The organism is Herbaspirillum sp. BH-1 (assembly GCF_002870055.1).
Taxonomy (GTDB): Bacteria; Pseudomonadota; Gammaproteobacteria; order Burkholderiales; family Burkholderiaceae_D; genus Herbaspirillum; species Herbaspirillum frisingense.
In genome coordinates this window covers 329,520-345,092 of the sequence record NZ_PKOI01000002.1, presented here as the reverse complement: position 1 = coordinate 345,092, position 15,573 = coordinate 329,520, and the positions used below count along the sequence as shown (strand labels likewise).

The 15,573-nt window shown below is 60.4% G+C and carries 10 protein-coding genes and 1 tRNA gene; 4 read left to right on the top strand and 7 right to left on the bottom strand.

What is annotated here, in order from left to right; genetic code table 11:
• Positions 1 to 68: 68 nt before the first annotated feature.
• The 4 genes from mutL (at position 69) to HBH1_RS04700 (ending at position 5,142) form a co-directional block, all read left to right on the top strand.
• Entirely contained in the window at positions 69 to 2,003 is a 1,935-nt protein-coding gene (gene mutL / locus HBH1_RS04715) for a DNA mismatch repair endonuclease MutL (protein WP_199181520.1), read from the top strand.
• Between the two features lie 2 nt (positions 2,004 to 2,005).
• Positions 2,006 to 2,950 (top strand): tRNA (adenosine(37)-N6)-dimethylallyltransferase MiaA, encoded by a 945-nt coding sequence (gene miaA / locus HBH1_RS04710; RefSeq protein ID WP_102661770.1) that lies wholly within the window; start codon positions 2,006 to 2,008, stop codon positions 2,948 to 2,950.
• 69 nt (positions 2,951 to 3,019) lie between these two features.
• Positions 3,020 to 3,096 (top strand) — tRNA-Met (locus HBH1_RS04705).
• Positions 3,097 to 3,834: 738 nt separating this feature from the next.
• Positions 3,835 to 5,142: a winged helix-turn-helix domain-containing protein gene (locus HBH1_RS04700; protein WP_102661769.1), complete on the top strand. Its 1,308-nt coding sequence runs from the start codon at positions 3,835 to 3,837 to the stop codon at positions 5,140 to 5,142.
• A gap of 101 nt (positions 5,143 to 5,243) precedes the next feature.
• Here HBH1_RS04700 and HBH1_RS04695 read toward each other — a convergent pair whose 3' ends face one another.
• The 7 genes from HBH1_RS04695 to HBH1_RS04665 all read right to left on the bottom strand — a co-directional run bounded on the left by HBH1_RS04695 (position 5,244) and on the right by HBH1_RS04665 (position 15,513).
• Positions 5,244 to 5,996, bottom strand: coding sequence for a DUF6270 domain-containing protein (locus HBH1_RS04695; protein WP_102661768.1), 753 nt, complete (start codon positions 5,994 to 5,996; stop codon positions 5,244 to 5,246).
• 100 nt (positions 5,997 to 6,096) lie between these two features.
• Positions 6,097 to 7,053 carry a polysaccharide deacetylase family protein gene (locus tag HBH1_RS04690; RefSeq protein ID WP_102661767.1) on the bottom strand — a complete coding sequence of 319 codons (957 nt, stop codon included), beginning with the start codon at positions 7,051 to 7,053 and terminating at the stop codon, positions 6,097 to 6,099.
• A gap of 18 nt (positions 7,054 to 7,071) precedes the next feature.
• Positions 7,072 to 8,070, bottom strand: a complete 999-nt coding sequence (locus HBH1_RS04685; protein ID WP_102661766.1) for a polysaccharide deacetylase family protein — start codon at positions 8,068 to 8,070, stop codon at positions 7,072 to 7,074.
• Between the two features lie 33 nt (positions 8,071 to 8,103).
• Positions 8,104 to 9,258, bottom strand: a complete 1,155-nt coding sequence (locus HBH1_RS04680) for a hypothetical protein (protein WP_233207514.1) — start codon at positions 9,256 to 9,258, stop codon at positions 8,104 to 8,106.
• A 16-nt stretch (positions 9,259 to 9,274) separates the two neighbouring features.
• Complete coding sequence (locus HBH1_RS04675) at positions 9,275 to 10,141, bottom strand: polysaccharide deacetylase family protein (protein ID WP_146012816.1); 867 nt, start codon at positions 10,139 to 10,141, stop codon at positions 9,275 to 9,277.
• A 31-nt stretch (positions 10,142 to 10,172) separates the two neighbouring features.
• Positions 10,173 to 13,580 carry a glycosyltransferase gene (locus tag HBH1_RS04670; protein ID WP_102661764.1) on the bottom strand — a complete coding sequence of 1,136 codons (3,408 nt, stop codon included), beginning with the start codon at positions 13,578 to 13,580 and terminating at the stop codon, positions 10,173 to 10,175.
• Positions 13,581 to 13,602: 22 nt separating this feature from the next.
• Entirely contained in the window at positions 13,603 to 15,513 is a 1,911-nt protein-coding gene (locus HBH1_RS04665; RefSeq protein WP_102661763.1) for a coiled-coil domain-containing protein, read from the bottom strand.
• Positions 15,514 to 15,573: the final 60 nt, after the last annotated feature.

The following is a 15,573-nucleotide window of genomic DNA, read 5'->3' as shown; positions in this document are numbered from 1 at the left end:
GCCCGACGAAGCCGCCCATGGGCGGCTTCTTCACATTGCCGCCACTGCGTCGGCGGTATAATCGCCGGATGAACGCACCGCATGCCTCCCCCGTTTCCGATTCCGCCGCCACGCCCCATCGCCCCATCCAGGCGCTGCCCGATCAGTTGATCTCGCAGATCGCCGCAGGCGAGGTGATCGAACGCCCCTCGGCGGTCGTCAAGGAATTGCTGGAGAACGCACTCGACGCCGGCTCCACCCAGATCACCGTGCGGCTGGAGCAGGGCGGCGTCAAGCGCATCGCCATCACCGACAACGGGCGCGGCATCCCGCCCGAGCAAATGCCATTGGCCCTGGCGCGGCACGCCACCTCCAAGATCGCCTCGCTGACCGACCTGGAGAATGTCTCCACACTGGGCTTTCGTGGCGAGGCCCTGGCCTCGATCGCCTCGGTAGCGCAACTGACGGTGACCAGCCGCACCGCCGATGCTCCCCACGCCTGGGAAATCACCGGCTCCCAGTTCGGCACGGTCGCCCCCGCCTCGGGCGCACAAGGTACCACCATCGACGTCCAGGACCTGTACTTCAACACCCCGGCGCGCCGCAAGTTCCTCAAGTCCGAACAGACCGAATATGGCCACTGCGCCGAGGTGGTACGCCGCATCGCGCTGGCGCGGCCGGACGTGAGCTTCTCGTTGTCGCACAACGGCAAGACCGTCGATCACTGGAACGTCGGCGAATTCGCCAAGCGTAGTGCCCATATCCTCGGCGATGAATTCGCCAACGCCCGCCTGCCGTTGGACGAGAGCGCCGGCCCGCTGCGCCTGCATGGCTTCGTCGGCCTGCCCACGGCCTCCAAGGCACGCGCCGATGGCCAGTATTTCTACGTCAATGGCCGCTTCGTGCGCGACAAGCTGCTCACCCACGCGGTGCGCGCAGCCTATCAGGACGTGCTGCACGGCGACCGCTACCCGGCCTATGCCCTGTCGCTGATGCTGGACCCGGCACTGGTGGACGTGAACGTGCATCCGTCCAAGATCGAAGTGCGCTTCCGCGACAGCCGCGCCGTGCACCAGTTCGTATTCCACGCTGTCGCGCGCGCGCTGGCACAGACCTCGGCGGTCTCCTTCGGCAATCTGCCGCAACAGGCGGGTAAAGGCGATAGCCTGCCCCCCGCGCCGGCCGCGACCGGCAACACCGGCGGCCCCCTGCCCTGGATCCGCGAACAGCAGCAGCAGACCTTCTCGGCGCAGTTCGCGGAGCAGCCACGCCCCTACTCCTTCGGCGGCAACAGCGGCTTTGGCGTGCGCCAGAACACCGAGGCCTACGGCAGCATGTTCCGCAGCGATCCGGCCGCTGGCGAGGCCGTTCCCGGCCGCCCCGCAGCAGGGTATCCGGGCAGCACAGCCGCGCCCGCTCCGGCGCCGCTGCCGGAAGGCGACTTCCCGCTGGGCTTCGCGCTGGCGCAATTGCATGGCATCTACGTGCTGGCACAGAACCAGGCCGGCCTGGTGGTGGTGGACATGCATGCCGCCCACGAACGCATCCTCTATGAACAACTGAAGACGGCGCTGGACGGCAATGAGATCTTCCTGCAGCCCCTGCTGATCCCGGTGACCTTCTACGCCGATCCGGTGGAGGTGGGCACGGTGGAAGAACACCAGGACACCCTCTCGGCACTGGGCTTCGACATTGCCGTGATGTCGCCCACCACGCTGGCCGTGCGGGCGGTCCCGGCCCTGCTCAAGAACGCCGATGCCCAGACCCTGGCCCGTGACGTCCTGCGCGACGTGCGCGAATACGGCGGCTCGCGCGTGCTGCTGGAGCGTCGCAACGAACTGCTGGGCACCCTGGCCTGCCACACCGCCGTGCGCGCCAACCGCAGCCTGACCCTGCCAGAGATGAATGCGCTGCTGCGCCAAATGGAGGCCACCGAGCGCTCCGACCAATGCAATCACGGCCGCCCGACCTGGACCCAGATGGGCTTGTCGGACCTGGACAAGCTCTTCCTGCGCGGGCAATGACGATGGAGAAGCGCCCGCCCCTGGCGGTGGCCATCATGGGCCCCACCGCCTCCGGCAAGACCGCCGCCGCCCTGGAAATCGCACGCCGCATTCCGAGTGAAATCATTTCGGTGGACTCGGCCCTGGTCTATCGCGAGATGGACATCGGTACCGCCAAGCCCACTACTGCCGAGCTGGCCGAAGTCCCGCACCACCTGATCGACATCATCGATCCCACCGAAGCCTATTCGGCCATGCAGTTCCGCCAGGATGCACTCCGCCTGACCCAGGACATCGCCGCGCGCGGCAAGCTGCCGCTGCTGGTGGGCGGCACCATGCTGTACTTCAAGGTGCTGCGCGATGGCCTGGACGAACTGCCGCAAGCCGACCCGATCCTGCGCGCCCAGCTGGACGAAGAAGCCGCCCAGGTCGGCATGCCGGCCATGCACGCCAGACTGGCGACGCTGGACCCGGTCACCGCAGCCCGCCTCAAGCCAAACGACAGCCAGCGCATCCAGCGCGCTCTGGAGATCACTTTGTTGACCGGGCAGCCGATGTCGTCGCTGCTGTCGCAAAAACCCGCCGAACCATTGCCCTTCACCCTGTTGCCGCTGGCGCTGGAGCCGAGCGAGCGCGCCGTGCTGCACGAGCGCATCGCCCTGCGCTTCGACCTGATGTTGCAGGGTGGCGCCCTGGAGCGTGAAGTAGCCGCCCTGCGTGCGCGCGGCGACCTGCACCTGGGCCTGCCCTCGATGCGTTGCGTCGGTTACCGGCAGATGTGGGAATACCTCGACGGCAGCATCGATGCCGCCACCCTGCGCGAAAAAGGTATCGCCGCCACCCGTCAGCTGGCCAAGCGCCAGCTGACCTGGCTGCGCTCCATGCCGGAGCGCATCAGCATCGACTGCAACCGCCCGGACGCCACCGCCGAGGTGCTGGCGCGGGTGCAAGAGGCTGTGGATAAGTAAATACGGGGAAAATCCGAAAAACTATTGACAGAAACCGCGCCGATGCTTATAGTCTCGGGCTTGCCTCCTGGTGATATAGCTCAGCTGGTTAGAGCACAGCACTCATAATGCTGGGGTCGGTGGTTCAAGTCCACCTATCACCACCAGATACCCGTCGCTGCATGTGCAATCATGCGTATGCGGCGCCGTCCGAAAAACCCGCCTCTTCGAAAGAAGGGCGGGTTTTTTGTTTTGGCGATTTTTTCGGCACCAGGTGAAAACCAAGCCCTGCCGCACCCTGCGCCCTGCTTCCAATGAATGCCCCTGCTCGGAAGCGACGTGACATCGCCTGCAGCAACATCGAATCCAGCAGATATCACAAAAAAATAAAGCAGCGCTCATCAATTGCAAATCAACCTGCCAACTTCGCGCTACCTGCCCGAGCATCACCGGCGCGAGCCATATCTGTTTCTTGAGTGCCTGAATATCGCCTTATCAGGCACACCAGCCGGACCGCTATCATTTCCACTCTTTTTCCCCCTGCCGCCCTCGGTTAATCGAGAATTCAGAGTCCCATTTATCAAATTTGGGCACTTCAGCAACACCAAATTACCAAATAGTACAAATTTAACGTATTGCCACTATCCCACCTGGAGACGAACCGATTACAATCTCGGCGCTCTCAGTTATTAAGTATCGGCCTGACAAGAGCGTAAACCGCAAGCGTCCGGACCGCCGGCAGCGCGCGCCATTCCCGACAAATTGCCTTCACGTGGCTCATCGGACAGCACTCTCCTCAAGGAATTTCTCATGATCATGCAAGCCAGCAGGCAATATCTGAGCGATGGCGCTGCCGCGGCAGCATTCGATAGCGCCCGGGAAAGCCAGCAACAGGGTGCAAGGCCATGCCGCTAAGACTGAACTCCCGTGGCATCCCCACCTGGCGCGGTACGGAACTGGACTTGCCGCCGAAAGAGCGGGCGGTGCTCACGCAACTGATCCAGAATTCTCCCGATCCCGTCAGCAAGGACGCCATCATCCAGCATGCATGGATGGGCGATCGTTCCGTTTCCGACGATAGCCTGGTGCGCTGTATCAGCCAGCTGCGCAAGGCCCTGCCCGACGCCAAGATTGAATCCGTCTATGGCTATGGTTACAGGTTGCTGCTCGCCCGCGAATCCACCGGGTTCCAACCGGTACCGTCGACCAACGCCTCGATGGCCCACGAGCAGTTTCTACATGCGTCCATGCTGGCGCAACAACATAGCGCCAAGCCCCTCAAGCAGGCCATCAGCGTTTTCCGTTCCATCACCCTCACCGCGCCGAACTTCGCACCTGCCAAGATCGGCCTGGCCAAGACCATCACTACGGCCATGGCCATCGGCCTGGATTCATATGTGGGCGTCTCGCAAGCCGAAGCGATCGAACATCTGGAGGCGGCCGCTGTACTGGTGCCTGACTCACCCGACCTGTTATCGGCCCAGGCCTGGTTGCGGGATAGCCAATGGCGTTTCCGGGAAGCCCGTGCAATGCATATCGAAGCGCTGCGCATGGCGCCGGACAACGCCGATGCATTGCTCTTCTACGGTCTGCACCTCTCCGGCACGGGCAGACCTGAAGAAGCCATCGGACCGCTGCGCCGGCTCTTGATGCTGCGCCCCTACAGTATTCAGATCCGTGCCATCCTCGCGCGTACCTTGGGCATGCTCAACCGCTATACCGAGGCCATGGAGGAGATTGCCATTGCCGAGGATCACGACTATGCCGGTAGCAGCCCGGCATTGAAGGGCGTCAAGATCATGGTCAGCGCGGCGTTCGAGCCAACGCAGCGACTGGCGCAAATTGCCGAAAAGCTTTCCAGCTCGACCAACATTCCCCCTTACGCACGAATCAACCTGCCCTATGTGCTGGCGCAATGCGGCCTGCTGTGCAAGGCCCGTAATCTGGTACAGGAGCGGCTGCAGAGCTGCCTCCCCAATAGCCCCGAAGGCATCCTGATGGTGAAGGATCTGGTGGCCATCGGCGAGATGGAGCAGGCAGCCGAACGCCTGCTGGGCGCATTCACCTCGCGCTTCAGCTATCTGCCCTTGTTCCTCCAGTCACCTGAACTGGCACCGTTGCTGACGCATCCCGCAGTCGAGAAGGCTTATCGGGAAATGTATCAGGAGGTCTGGCAGGAGCGTGGCGCACCTTCAGTCATCAGAAATCCTTGAAATTGCAAGGCGCTGACAATTCCCATGTCGAAGGGAGAGGGAAGACAGGGACATGTTGAATACTGCTGCAAGGAGAGAGAATGTCCTTAGATCGCCAATTCTCAACAAACGCTCCGCGACAGCCTGATCTGCCGCAATTTTCCAATGGCGGCATGGTAGAAGTCTTCTACAAAGTGGAATGGCGCAGGTCCCCATGGATGCTCATCGGGGCAACGGCACAATGCATCGTCATGGCCGATAAATTGCGTCGCCGGCAGCGTGTCCGCCATGATGGCGTATAGACGTTCGAGCATCCGATTGGCGGACTCCACCTGCTCTTCACGCACATTCGGAAAAGCTTTTCCGCTCTGCGTGGTGGCTTGCCAGTAGACCTTGTTGACGTAGGTCTTCTCCAGCATGTCTGCGGCGCGCAGCAGTTCGACCAGAGCGTGCCATCCCCTGATCCACGTTTGCAGGAACGGATCGGACCCGCTGCGGATGATCCTGATCCTCTTGCTCTCCTGCAGTTCCTTCAAGGCGCCGGTCTTGATGAATTCATTCGACACCGTGCACACCGCGCCCGTTGAGACCGCTGCCAGATTGAAGCGCTCATCGATCAGGTCGATCAGCACCATATCAGCGGCAATCGACTGCAACCGTCGTCGGCCGGACTTGGTGATATCCATGTTGACGATACGCTGCTGAAAACTTGAGGAGAGCCTCTCGCTGAAGGTGTCGGCAAAGGGTGACGGAGAAAACAGGCTGCCAATGGATGACCTCGCGATGTAGTTCACCAGCTGGAATTCATCCGGCTCGGCGAAGTTGAAAATATCCCGCGATACGCAGCTGCCGATGATGGAAACCCGTGTCACCATGGCGCCGTAATTGCATTAAGCATGTCGATTCCTTCTCCCGCCCGCAAACGCCGAGGCAGGGGAGCAAAAAATTGCTGAACAATGAACCTGTTCCAGGTGCTCAGGATTGCCTGACGAGCTCGGCCAGATCCAGGTTCACCGTGCGATCCGTCTTGATCTTTCCTCTCGCGCACAGATCAAGAAATTCAGATGAAGTAATCACGTCATAGTCCTTGGTCAGCTTCCTGAGCAACTTCCGGTAACCCTCCAGGCGCTGGTCATCGCGATAACTGCCCAGTCCATTCTCATCCCAGTACAGCAATGACCATGAATGCAGAAGAAAGACCGCGAACTCGGGCGTGCCGCTGATCATGTTGAGCAGGAAGCGTCCCCACCACGGATCGAACTGGAAATACACCGATTCCGGATAGGTCAGGCGTACCCAGCGTTCCTTCTTGCCGACCTTGGGCAAAATCCGCTTCTCCGTCATCGGGACCTCGATGACACCATTGGACCACTGGAACGGGTGGTTGGTCGGAACGCTATAGATGCATTGCCCGGTATGGACAGAGCAGACGGTATTATTGAACGAGAGCGGAATATCGGCCGCCTTGAGCGCACGAATGGTCGACGCGTTCCAGCGGAACGAGCCGGCACGGTGTGACAACACCGGTTTGCCGGTCTCCTTCGATATCAGGTCCGCGAAATGGCGGATCACGAATTGCGCCCTGTCATCGTCTTCGTACTGATTCATGTACTGCGGCCGATCCGACAGGCCATGCTGCTCCCAGAAACTCTTGGGCAGGTATTCGGGGTGCGTGTGCAGCTGTACATCCTGTCCGGCCGCATCCAGCCACCGTACTACCTCACGTAGTTCATCGAGGTAAGCATAGGCACCGCACATGTCCATGAAGAAAATGTGCTTGGCGTTGAATTCGTCCCCGATTTCCGCCATCTCGCGGATACCGGCCGTTCCATTGGCATGGCGTCCCCAGATCAGGCGGTTGACGTGGTCACCGCTGGCGCGCTTGGGGAGCGCCTCTGTATCGACGGTAAGCATTGCATAACGATTAGCCATTGCTAGTCTGACCTTCCTTTAGAAGCCTGAAGATGAATTGACCGACACCGTCGCCGGCGGCGGACTGGCAAGGTCGGCCCGTTCCAGCGGGACCACCTGCTTGGTCTTGATCTTTCGCCGGCGCACCAGATCCAGAAAGTCGGTGGTGGTGATGACGTCATAGTCCTTGACGATCGAGGCGACCAGGCGTCGATATTCCTCCTGACGCTGGTCGCCAAGGTAAGTGGCATGTTGATTGTCGTCCCAGTGCAGAAGCGACCAGGAATGCAGCAGGAACACCTGCAGATCCACCGGCGCCGGCAGCCAACTGCGCCACCACGGTGACCTCGGTGGTGCGTACTGAAAATAGGAAGACTGTGGAAACGTAAGACTGATCCACTTTTCCGGCCTGCCGCGCTGTGGCTCTGCGGGAAAATGGTGTTCCGTCACCGGCACCTCCATCACGCCGTTGGACCAGGCATAGGGACTGTTGGTCGGTTCGGCATGCGGGCTGCGGCCAAGTAGGTGGGCCCGCATCGAATTATTGAACGACAGGGGAATGCCTGCCTGCTCCAGTGCGCGGATGATGTCGCCATTCCAGCGGAACGATCCTGCGCGGTAGGCCTGAACCGGTTTGCCCGTGAGTTCCTTGAGCCGATCCGAAAAGAAACGGATGACGAACCCGGCACGCGCAATATCTTGATACTCATTCATGTAGCGCGGCCGCGGTGTCAGGCCATGCTGTTGCCAGAACTGGAGGGGCAGGATCTCCGGATGCAGGTGCAGTTGTACATCCTGCCCATCACGGTCCAGCCAGGACACCACCTCTGCCATCTCCCCCGGATAGAGCTCATCGCCGCACATATCCACGAAGAACACATGGGGCGCACCGAATTCCCTGCCAATGGCACACATCTCGCGTACACCGGCCCGGCCTGCGGCATGCTCGCCCCACACCAGATGGCGGACGTGGTCACTGGCCGCTCGGGCGGGCAGTGCCTCGGTATCGACGGTGAGAATGGCGTATCGGTTTGGCATAAGCGCTTTCTTCCTTACGGTGCAAGACAGCCTTCAGACGGCTTGCTGCAGCACCTCGTATTCGGTCACGGCGAAGCTCCAGAGGCAGGAGTTCCAGCCGTTCCAGTTCGCAAACAGATCCTTCTCATCCAGAACGATCCCATAGCGCCGGCGAAACCGGCTGGTCTCGTAGGCCGCCAGCATGGCGCGCCTGCGCGCCGGTGACACATTGAAACGATAGGCGGCCTTCTGTACAGGGATGTCGATCAGTCCGAGCCGGGCCACCAGATCGGAGCGCACCTTGTCGCGCCCGATCCGGGGATCGGGAAGATTTTTCCACTGGGCCGGCATGGCCATGGTCATGGCCAGCATCGGATAGCTGAGGAAGGGAAACAACACATCCTCAAATACCGTGGCCAGGCGATGGATGCTCTCCCCCCTGTTATTGAAAAAACTGCGTGCATGCAACCATCTCTCGTATGGCACCGAATACGTTTCCTGCGCTCCGGACAGCAGCACATAGCGGGATGGATCATGCGTCCCCCAGAAGTCGATCTGGTAGGTATAGGGGTTCCAGCCTTCGCAGGGGAGATCGGTCCTGCCGACGTTATAGACGTCCGGCCCGCTATCATCCAGCACCGAGATATTCGTCCAGCCGTTGGCGGCCATGATCGTGCGGAACGAATCGGCCTCATGGGTACACCAGCAATGGAACAAGACGTTATCGAAAGACATCTTTCCCTGGCGGCGCAGGCGTGCCATGGTCCCGGACAGGATGCGGCTGTCCGATCCCGAGGAATGTGCCATCAGATATTGCCGCCCGGGATGCATGCGTAACAGGACCTGTTCCAGCGTCGACTCAAGGCGATCAAGGTAAGCCTCGTAAGACCCCGAAAATATCGGCCAGCCTGGTCGCAGTCGTCTGTGCGCATACGCATGCGGCGGAGCACGCCGGATTTCCCTGAACGGCGTCTCGGTTGTATTGACGAACTGCGGATCGAGAAAACGCTCGTCGAAGGTCAGCGTCTTTTGCAACCGAGCGAGCAGATGAAAGCTGTCCGAGTAACGGTCTTGCCGGTCCACGAACACACAGCGATTGAAAAAATGCCGTGTATCAAATGGAGAACGGTAAGCGTAATGCATGCCATCTACCGCCGCGCCCGCTGCGACAGTCCTGCCTGGCGTGCACATCGTCTCCATGCCGTTCATATCGACCTCCGCCGCATCATGTGTCGTCACGGAAGAGTCTGGCAAAACCGGCCAGGGTCATCCGCGGCGAAACATTCAGCCGGGAAATCATGATTTTCCTTCCTTGTTGCGGCTGCGCCCATCCTTTACCGGTCGTGTAGAAGTAGCGAAAGCCGAGATGGGTCAGGCGTTCAGTCACCTGTTCATCGTACTGACCAAAAGGAAAGCAGAAATGACGCGTCTGTCCCAGCTGGGCGAGGCTGAGTGCGGCATCCTCGGCCAATGCGCCGTCATCGGCCACCAGCAGATCCGAGCGGGAAGGGTTCAGCTTCATCGAATGCAGGTTATGGGTATGGGCAGCCCACTCAAACACATCGCTTGCCGGCGCCATCTGCGCGCGCGCAATGTACTGCAGTTTCTCAGGCAGGAACCGGCTCTCGGCCAGCGCCGGCTGGCGGCCCGTGATCAGGAATACCACTGCGGTGAAACCGTACTCCTTGAGAATCGGATAGCAGAACTTCAAGGTCGTCAGATATCCATCATCGAAGGTGATGAGTACCTTTTTCTCCATCGAAGGGTCCGCACGGTTCTCGATAAGGGCTTCGAATTCCTCCAACTTCAATGAGGAGTAACCATTTTGCCGCAGCCACTCCATCTGCTCGCGAAAGCTTTCGACGGAGTTGGTGACCGAACCATCCCGATATCTTCCGGCCATTTTAAGGTCCTGCGGAAGATGATGGTGATAGGTAATGACTGGGATGCGCCGCGCACGTTCAGGAGCAGAGGTCTCTTCGTCCGGGGTCGCATCCGTGACGTCCTGGTCGCTGGCCATGCCCAGCCCTGCAAGACAGGAAAGAAGGCACAGAACAAGCCACCGCAGCAATGTCTGGGGAAACAATTTCATGATGTCTATGCTGATTGACGCGATTGATTCCTCATGCCACCCGTACCGCACCGGCCGGACTGATCAATGCCAGTTCCGCCCTGCTCATCGCCTCGGCACTGCGCGAACCGCGCACCGAACTGGCTGCCTGGGCGGAAAGCCGGGCAAACAAGGTCTCATCCTCATACAGCGACAGCACTGCTCTGGCCATCGCCTCCACATCTTCCGGGGCGCACAGCATGCCGTTGAAGCGGGAAACGAAATCACCCACCGCACCGACCTCGTTGGTCACCGGCACCAGGCCCGAGGACATGGCCTCGTCCCGCGATACACCTTGCGTATCCATGCGCGTGGGAACAAGGAAGATCCCGTATTGCTTATGCAAATCTGCAATCTCGTCCTGGGTCAGGAAGCGTTGCTCCAGCCGCACATTGTCAAATGCGCGTAGCGGTGCCACAGTCTGCTCGAACAGGTCCCCATCGCCAATCAGACGGAATTCCATCTTCGCGAAATCTGGGTGGGTGGACAAGGCCTGGATCACCTTCACCGTCAGATCATTGGCGTACGCCAGCGCCGAGTAAGGCCGGATGGACAAGACCTTGCGGCGCTGATCCGGCTGCTTGGGTATATAGGAAAACTTCCCGGTATCGATGGGATTGTGGATGATCGAATATTTCTCCGATGGCAGCTGCATGCCGAGATCGGCAAAGACCTCGTTGGCAAAGGACTGCGAGACGAAGACCAGGTGCAGATTCTCCGGCATGTCAGAGAAGATGCCGCGCCAGAACTGGGTACGCTGATCGCCCAGCTTCTTCTTGTGTTCGATCTGCTGGGCATCGAACAGGGCAAACTCGAACTGGCGTCGCTGCCACGCCTGGATCTCCGCGCCATGTACCCAGACCGTGACGCGGATGCGGTCGATATACTTTTGCAGCACTTGCCACATCTGCCGGTCCAGCATATGCACCAGTACGTGTTCCACCTGGCCGGTGGCCAGGGTGGCGTCCAGCAGTTCGGCATCTCCGGTGGCCACATCCACGCCTTCGAACTCGCGGTAACCGGGGGGCTGTGGACTGATACGGAAGACCTCGGTCAGCACACCGGCAGCACGGTAGGCGCGTATGCGCGTATGCAGGAAGCCATACCGATACAGGTCATCGTAGGCAGGATATTGCTTGCTCAACACCAGCAGCGGCGAACGGCAGACGAAGCTGGCCGGACGTTCGGAATGGCTGCCCAGCACCAGCTTGTCGATACGGAACTCACCCTCGCCTTCGATGCGCAGCCCAAAGCGGACTTTCTCGCACTCGGAGGGAATGGCCAGCGAATGCTTGTCACCGACCTTGTTGATCTGGTGCGAGAGCTTCTTGCCATCCTTGTCCTGGAACTCGAAGATGGTACGCACATCCAGTTCACCCGAGGCACAGAGCCGGAACTGGCTGTTCAGGACCAGATTGAGCTCCTCCCGGGAAAAGGTCTTGCCAGCGTAGAGATATTCATGGCTGCCCATCCCCAAGCGGGAATGGATCAACAGCTTGCCCCCTGACAGCTTGATCTGGATAAGTTTCTTCGGGACCAGCAGTTGCGATAACTTGCCGGCCTCCAGACAAGGCAGGCCGCTGGTATCTTCGTCCTGACGGTAGGAGGATGGCGAAAGACGGGCCGTGACCGCCTTCATCGTGCGCGGAAAATCGATGCCCTGGTCGACCAGTTGGAGATCGTCGACCTCATGCTGCTGCGCGGGGGATAGCAGACCGCCCCCTTCGATATAGTTGAACTCATCGATAGCCACCATCTTTTCCAGTGCCAGGGTGGCCTCTTCCGGTGCGGCCAGCAGTTGCTCCAGCAAGGCCGGTGTCATCGCCGCAGACCTGAACAGCGCACGGCGCGCAGCCAGCATCCCGACGCTGCGGTAGGCGACGTCGCCCCCCTCCAGCGCAAGGCTGCCTGCAGCGGCGCGATATCCGAGCGCCTTGCCCCAGGCATCGGCCTGGCTGTAGTGGGTGGCCAGGGCCAGATCGGTCAGGTAGTTGGGGCCGTAATAGTCCTCTGGGCAAAGCACGCCCAGCAGGGTCCCGGCAGCCAGCGCCTCGATGCGCTCCCGACAACGGGCTTCGTCCACCCAGACCACCAGCCCTTGTGCCTCCGTGACGGGCATGGGCTCGCCGATGAGCAGCAGCGTCCTGTTGACGTAGGTCTGGCGTGAGAATGCCGCCACCGCGCGCTGTGCCTCGTCCTCGTTGCGCACCCTGGCCAGCAGGACCACCGGTGCCGATGGCGAAGCTGGATCGGTCCTGGCGATGCTGGCGCAGATGGCGGACATGCGGTGGGCATAGGTGTGCTCGGACATGACCTTGCGCAGACCCAACAACCGGAACTTGCGGTAATTGACATCACTGTTCACGATCTGCCGCAGGCGTGCCTGGAGTTCCTTGGGGCTATCCGAGCACACGACCAGTTCACCGAAGAGCAAGCGCACACCACGCGAGAAATTGCTGACCACCACCGTATTGGAGGCCAGCAATTCGAACACCCGGCGCGCAAACATCGACTGCGACTGCTTGATGGTGTTCATGTTGATGCCGTAGCGATAGCCCTTGTAGGCAAGATCGATCTCCGAAAACGGCAGCTTGCCCAGAATCATCGGTTTGTACTGATCCGGGAAGGTGTAATTGGGATGCGGCTTGTCGAAGTTGCGATCATAGATCTCGACCGGCCGGAAATCCTTGACCGTGTCGATCAGCGAAGAGAAGTCACGCTGACGCTCCGGGTAGCGCAGGTAGTAGGAACCGGCAAAGTTGAAGGCATCCTTGCGCTCGTAGATCTCGAGCGGATTGTGCACCTTGGGCTGGGCCGCGAAACACAGCAGGAAGACCCGATCGTGTTCCAGCAGCGCCTTGTAGCGCGGGATACAGTCGATGTCGGTGGTAAAGACATAGTCAACCTGCCTGGCCATGTCGATGAACGTGCCGAAGTGCACCGGATCTTCCTTGTTCCAGAACATCGACGGAATACCCTGTCTACGGCACCAGTCGATGCAGGCATTGATCTCCGGACCATTGGTGCTGATCTTGAGTTTCCATTTCTGTTCGAAGCCCTGCCAGGCCGATTCGATGAACAGCAGGTCTGGCTGGAATTGCTCCAGCTGCTCCAGATAGCAGTCCGGATCCAGTTGCAGCAGTGTGCATTCGGGATCGTAGGAGTGGAAGGTAAATTCATCCATCACCGCCGCAACGCGCAGCTTGCCGGGAGCAATCGTCGCCAGCGCCTTGTGCCGCGGCGAATTGAGGAGCCTGCGCTGACACAGGGCGAGATTGGCCGCAACGTACTGCGCTCCCAGTTTCTCGCCCAGGGCCTGATAGCTGAACAATGCCGCACCAAAGTCACCCCGCTCGAATTCTTCCATTGCCTTGCGGGTCAGCGACGGCGTTTGCAATTCCACGTCCTTGTCGGTTTTCATACTCTTTCCTTGCTGTATCGCCTCAATGGGCCGCGATGAGCGTCGGCCGGATCTCGATGAGGCAGGCATCCTTGTGCAATTTCTTTTCAATCATTTGCGCACGCTGACCGCTGGCACCGATATCGGCCAGCCACATCTGCGCTACCTCCTTTTCGTCGGCACGCACGTAGTCGTCCATCAGGACATCGATGGCGCGCTCGGCAAAATGGGCCAATATCAATGGCAGCGCCGGATAGCGGGCGTGCTGGCCGGTTGCGGCTGGCGGCCCATCGACGATGACCAGGATGCGGGCTGTCGCGGGCGTCTCGCGTGCCAGTGCAGACAAGACCTCCTCGCAGGCATAGAACGGATAGCGCTTGCCATCGCGGGATTGCCAATCGGACAGAGGCGCCAGGCAGATCTGGGCATGATGTTCCAGTCCCAGCTGGCGTAAATGGCCCACGGTTTTCTGGAAATAGGGTTCCAGATGATCGAAAGAGAAAAACCTGGCCGGCGCGCGTTGGGGCGTACGGGCCTGGATCAGTTGCAGCGCCTTGGCTACCACCGTGGTGGAAATGCCGGAGCCAAACTCGATCACCAGATCGTAGGCATTGCATTCGATCAGCTCGACCAGGTAATGGGCCAGGTCCATATCGATGGCCCAGGAATGATGTTCACTGTTGAGCATGGGTAACTCGCCGGAGGCGAAGTAGCTCTGCACACCCAGGAAAGCCTGAACCTGTCGGGTCACATTGAGCGCTTCGTTCTTTACCACATTGTCCAGATGACGCCGGACCTTCAGCAGTTCTTCCGACTGCTTCCTGAAGGAGTCCGCCATGAGAGCGTCGGCAGCGGCGTTGGCATGCTGGATTTCCTGCATGGACGAACCGAACTTCTGCAACTGGTCCTGTTGCGACAGCAGTGTCTGCATCTGCGCAGTCAGGGCCTGGTTGTGTCCCAGAGCGGTCGCCACCTGCTGCTGGAGCACCCGCAGCTGCTCGGCGAGCCTGTCCCTTTCGCCTACCACGGCGGCGCGTTCCTCTTGCAGCCTGCCTTGCTCGGCCTGCAAGGCAGCATTCTCCTGTTGCGCCCGCCGGTACTCACTGCGCAGCCAGGCCTGCTCCTGCTCCAGCGTGGTTTTGCGCGCCTCCAGCGCCGCCACCCGCTGCTGCAGCTGGGACGTCTTCTCCAACGTCTCGCTGGCCTGCTTCCTGAGCGCGGCCTGGCGTTCGCTGAAATTGGTCAATTGCATGGCCTTGCCATGCCAGAACCGTTGCGTCTGCTGGCGCAGCTTTTCCACCTGGCGCAGTTCCGATTCGCTGAACGGCACATCCTCCGGCAAGCAATCCAGGTTGGCCTGGGCTTGCTCCATCACTCCTGCCTCGTACTGGCGCAGCGCCAGCCATTTGAGACGGAACGGCCGCGGCTCAAGATCGTAAGCCTTGCGCGCCAGGTCGGCAGCAGCCTGCGCGTCTTCCTTCTGCAGACTGCGCGCGAGGACGGTGAGCGCCTTGGCCCGCAGTTCCGGCGGTGTCATGCACTGGTCGAACAGGACGTCAACGGCACGTGCCCCGCCACTGGCATAAGCGGCGATCACCTTGGCAAAGCTCTTGCCACCCAGCCGGTCGGCACCCGGCATGTGCTGCCACAGGCGCCGCCACCATGACAGCCGGCCGTTGGCGGCCGCATAGCGACGCTCGGCGGCCAGGTTACGTTTCCATGCGGCGATGAAGGCCGCGTTGGCGAGATTGTCGGCGTGCGCCTGCACAACGTGGTCGTCGATCAGGTCGATCCGAACTGTGGCTGCCGGTGGCAACGCCTGCAGACGTTCCAGCTCTTCCTGCAACACCACGGACTGCCTGAGCAACAGCTGGTTCTCCTGCTGCAGCTCCTGATTCACCGCCAGCAGCTCGGCTGGCGGGAAGGTCTGACTGTTCTCGATCTCGTTATGCATGGGCGCGATTCCCCTGGACTAGGCGCTTGGGATGGGAAAGAAAAAAATAGGCATGGTGAT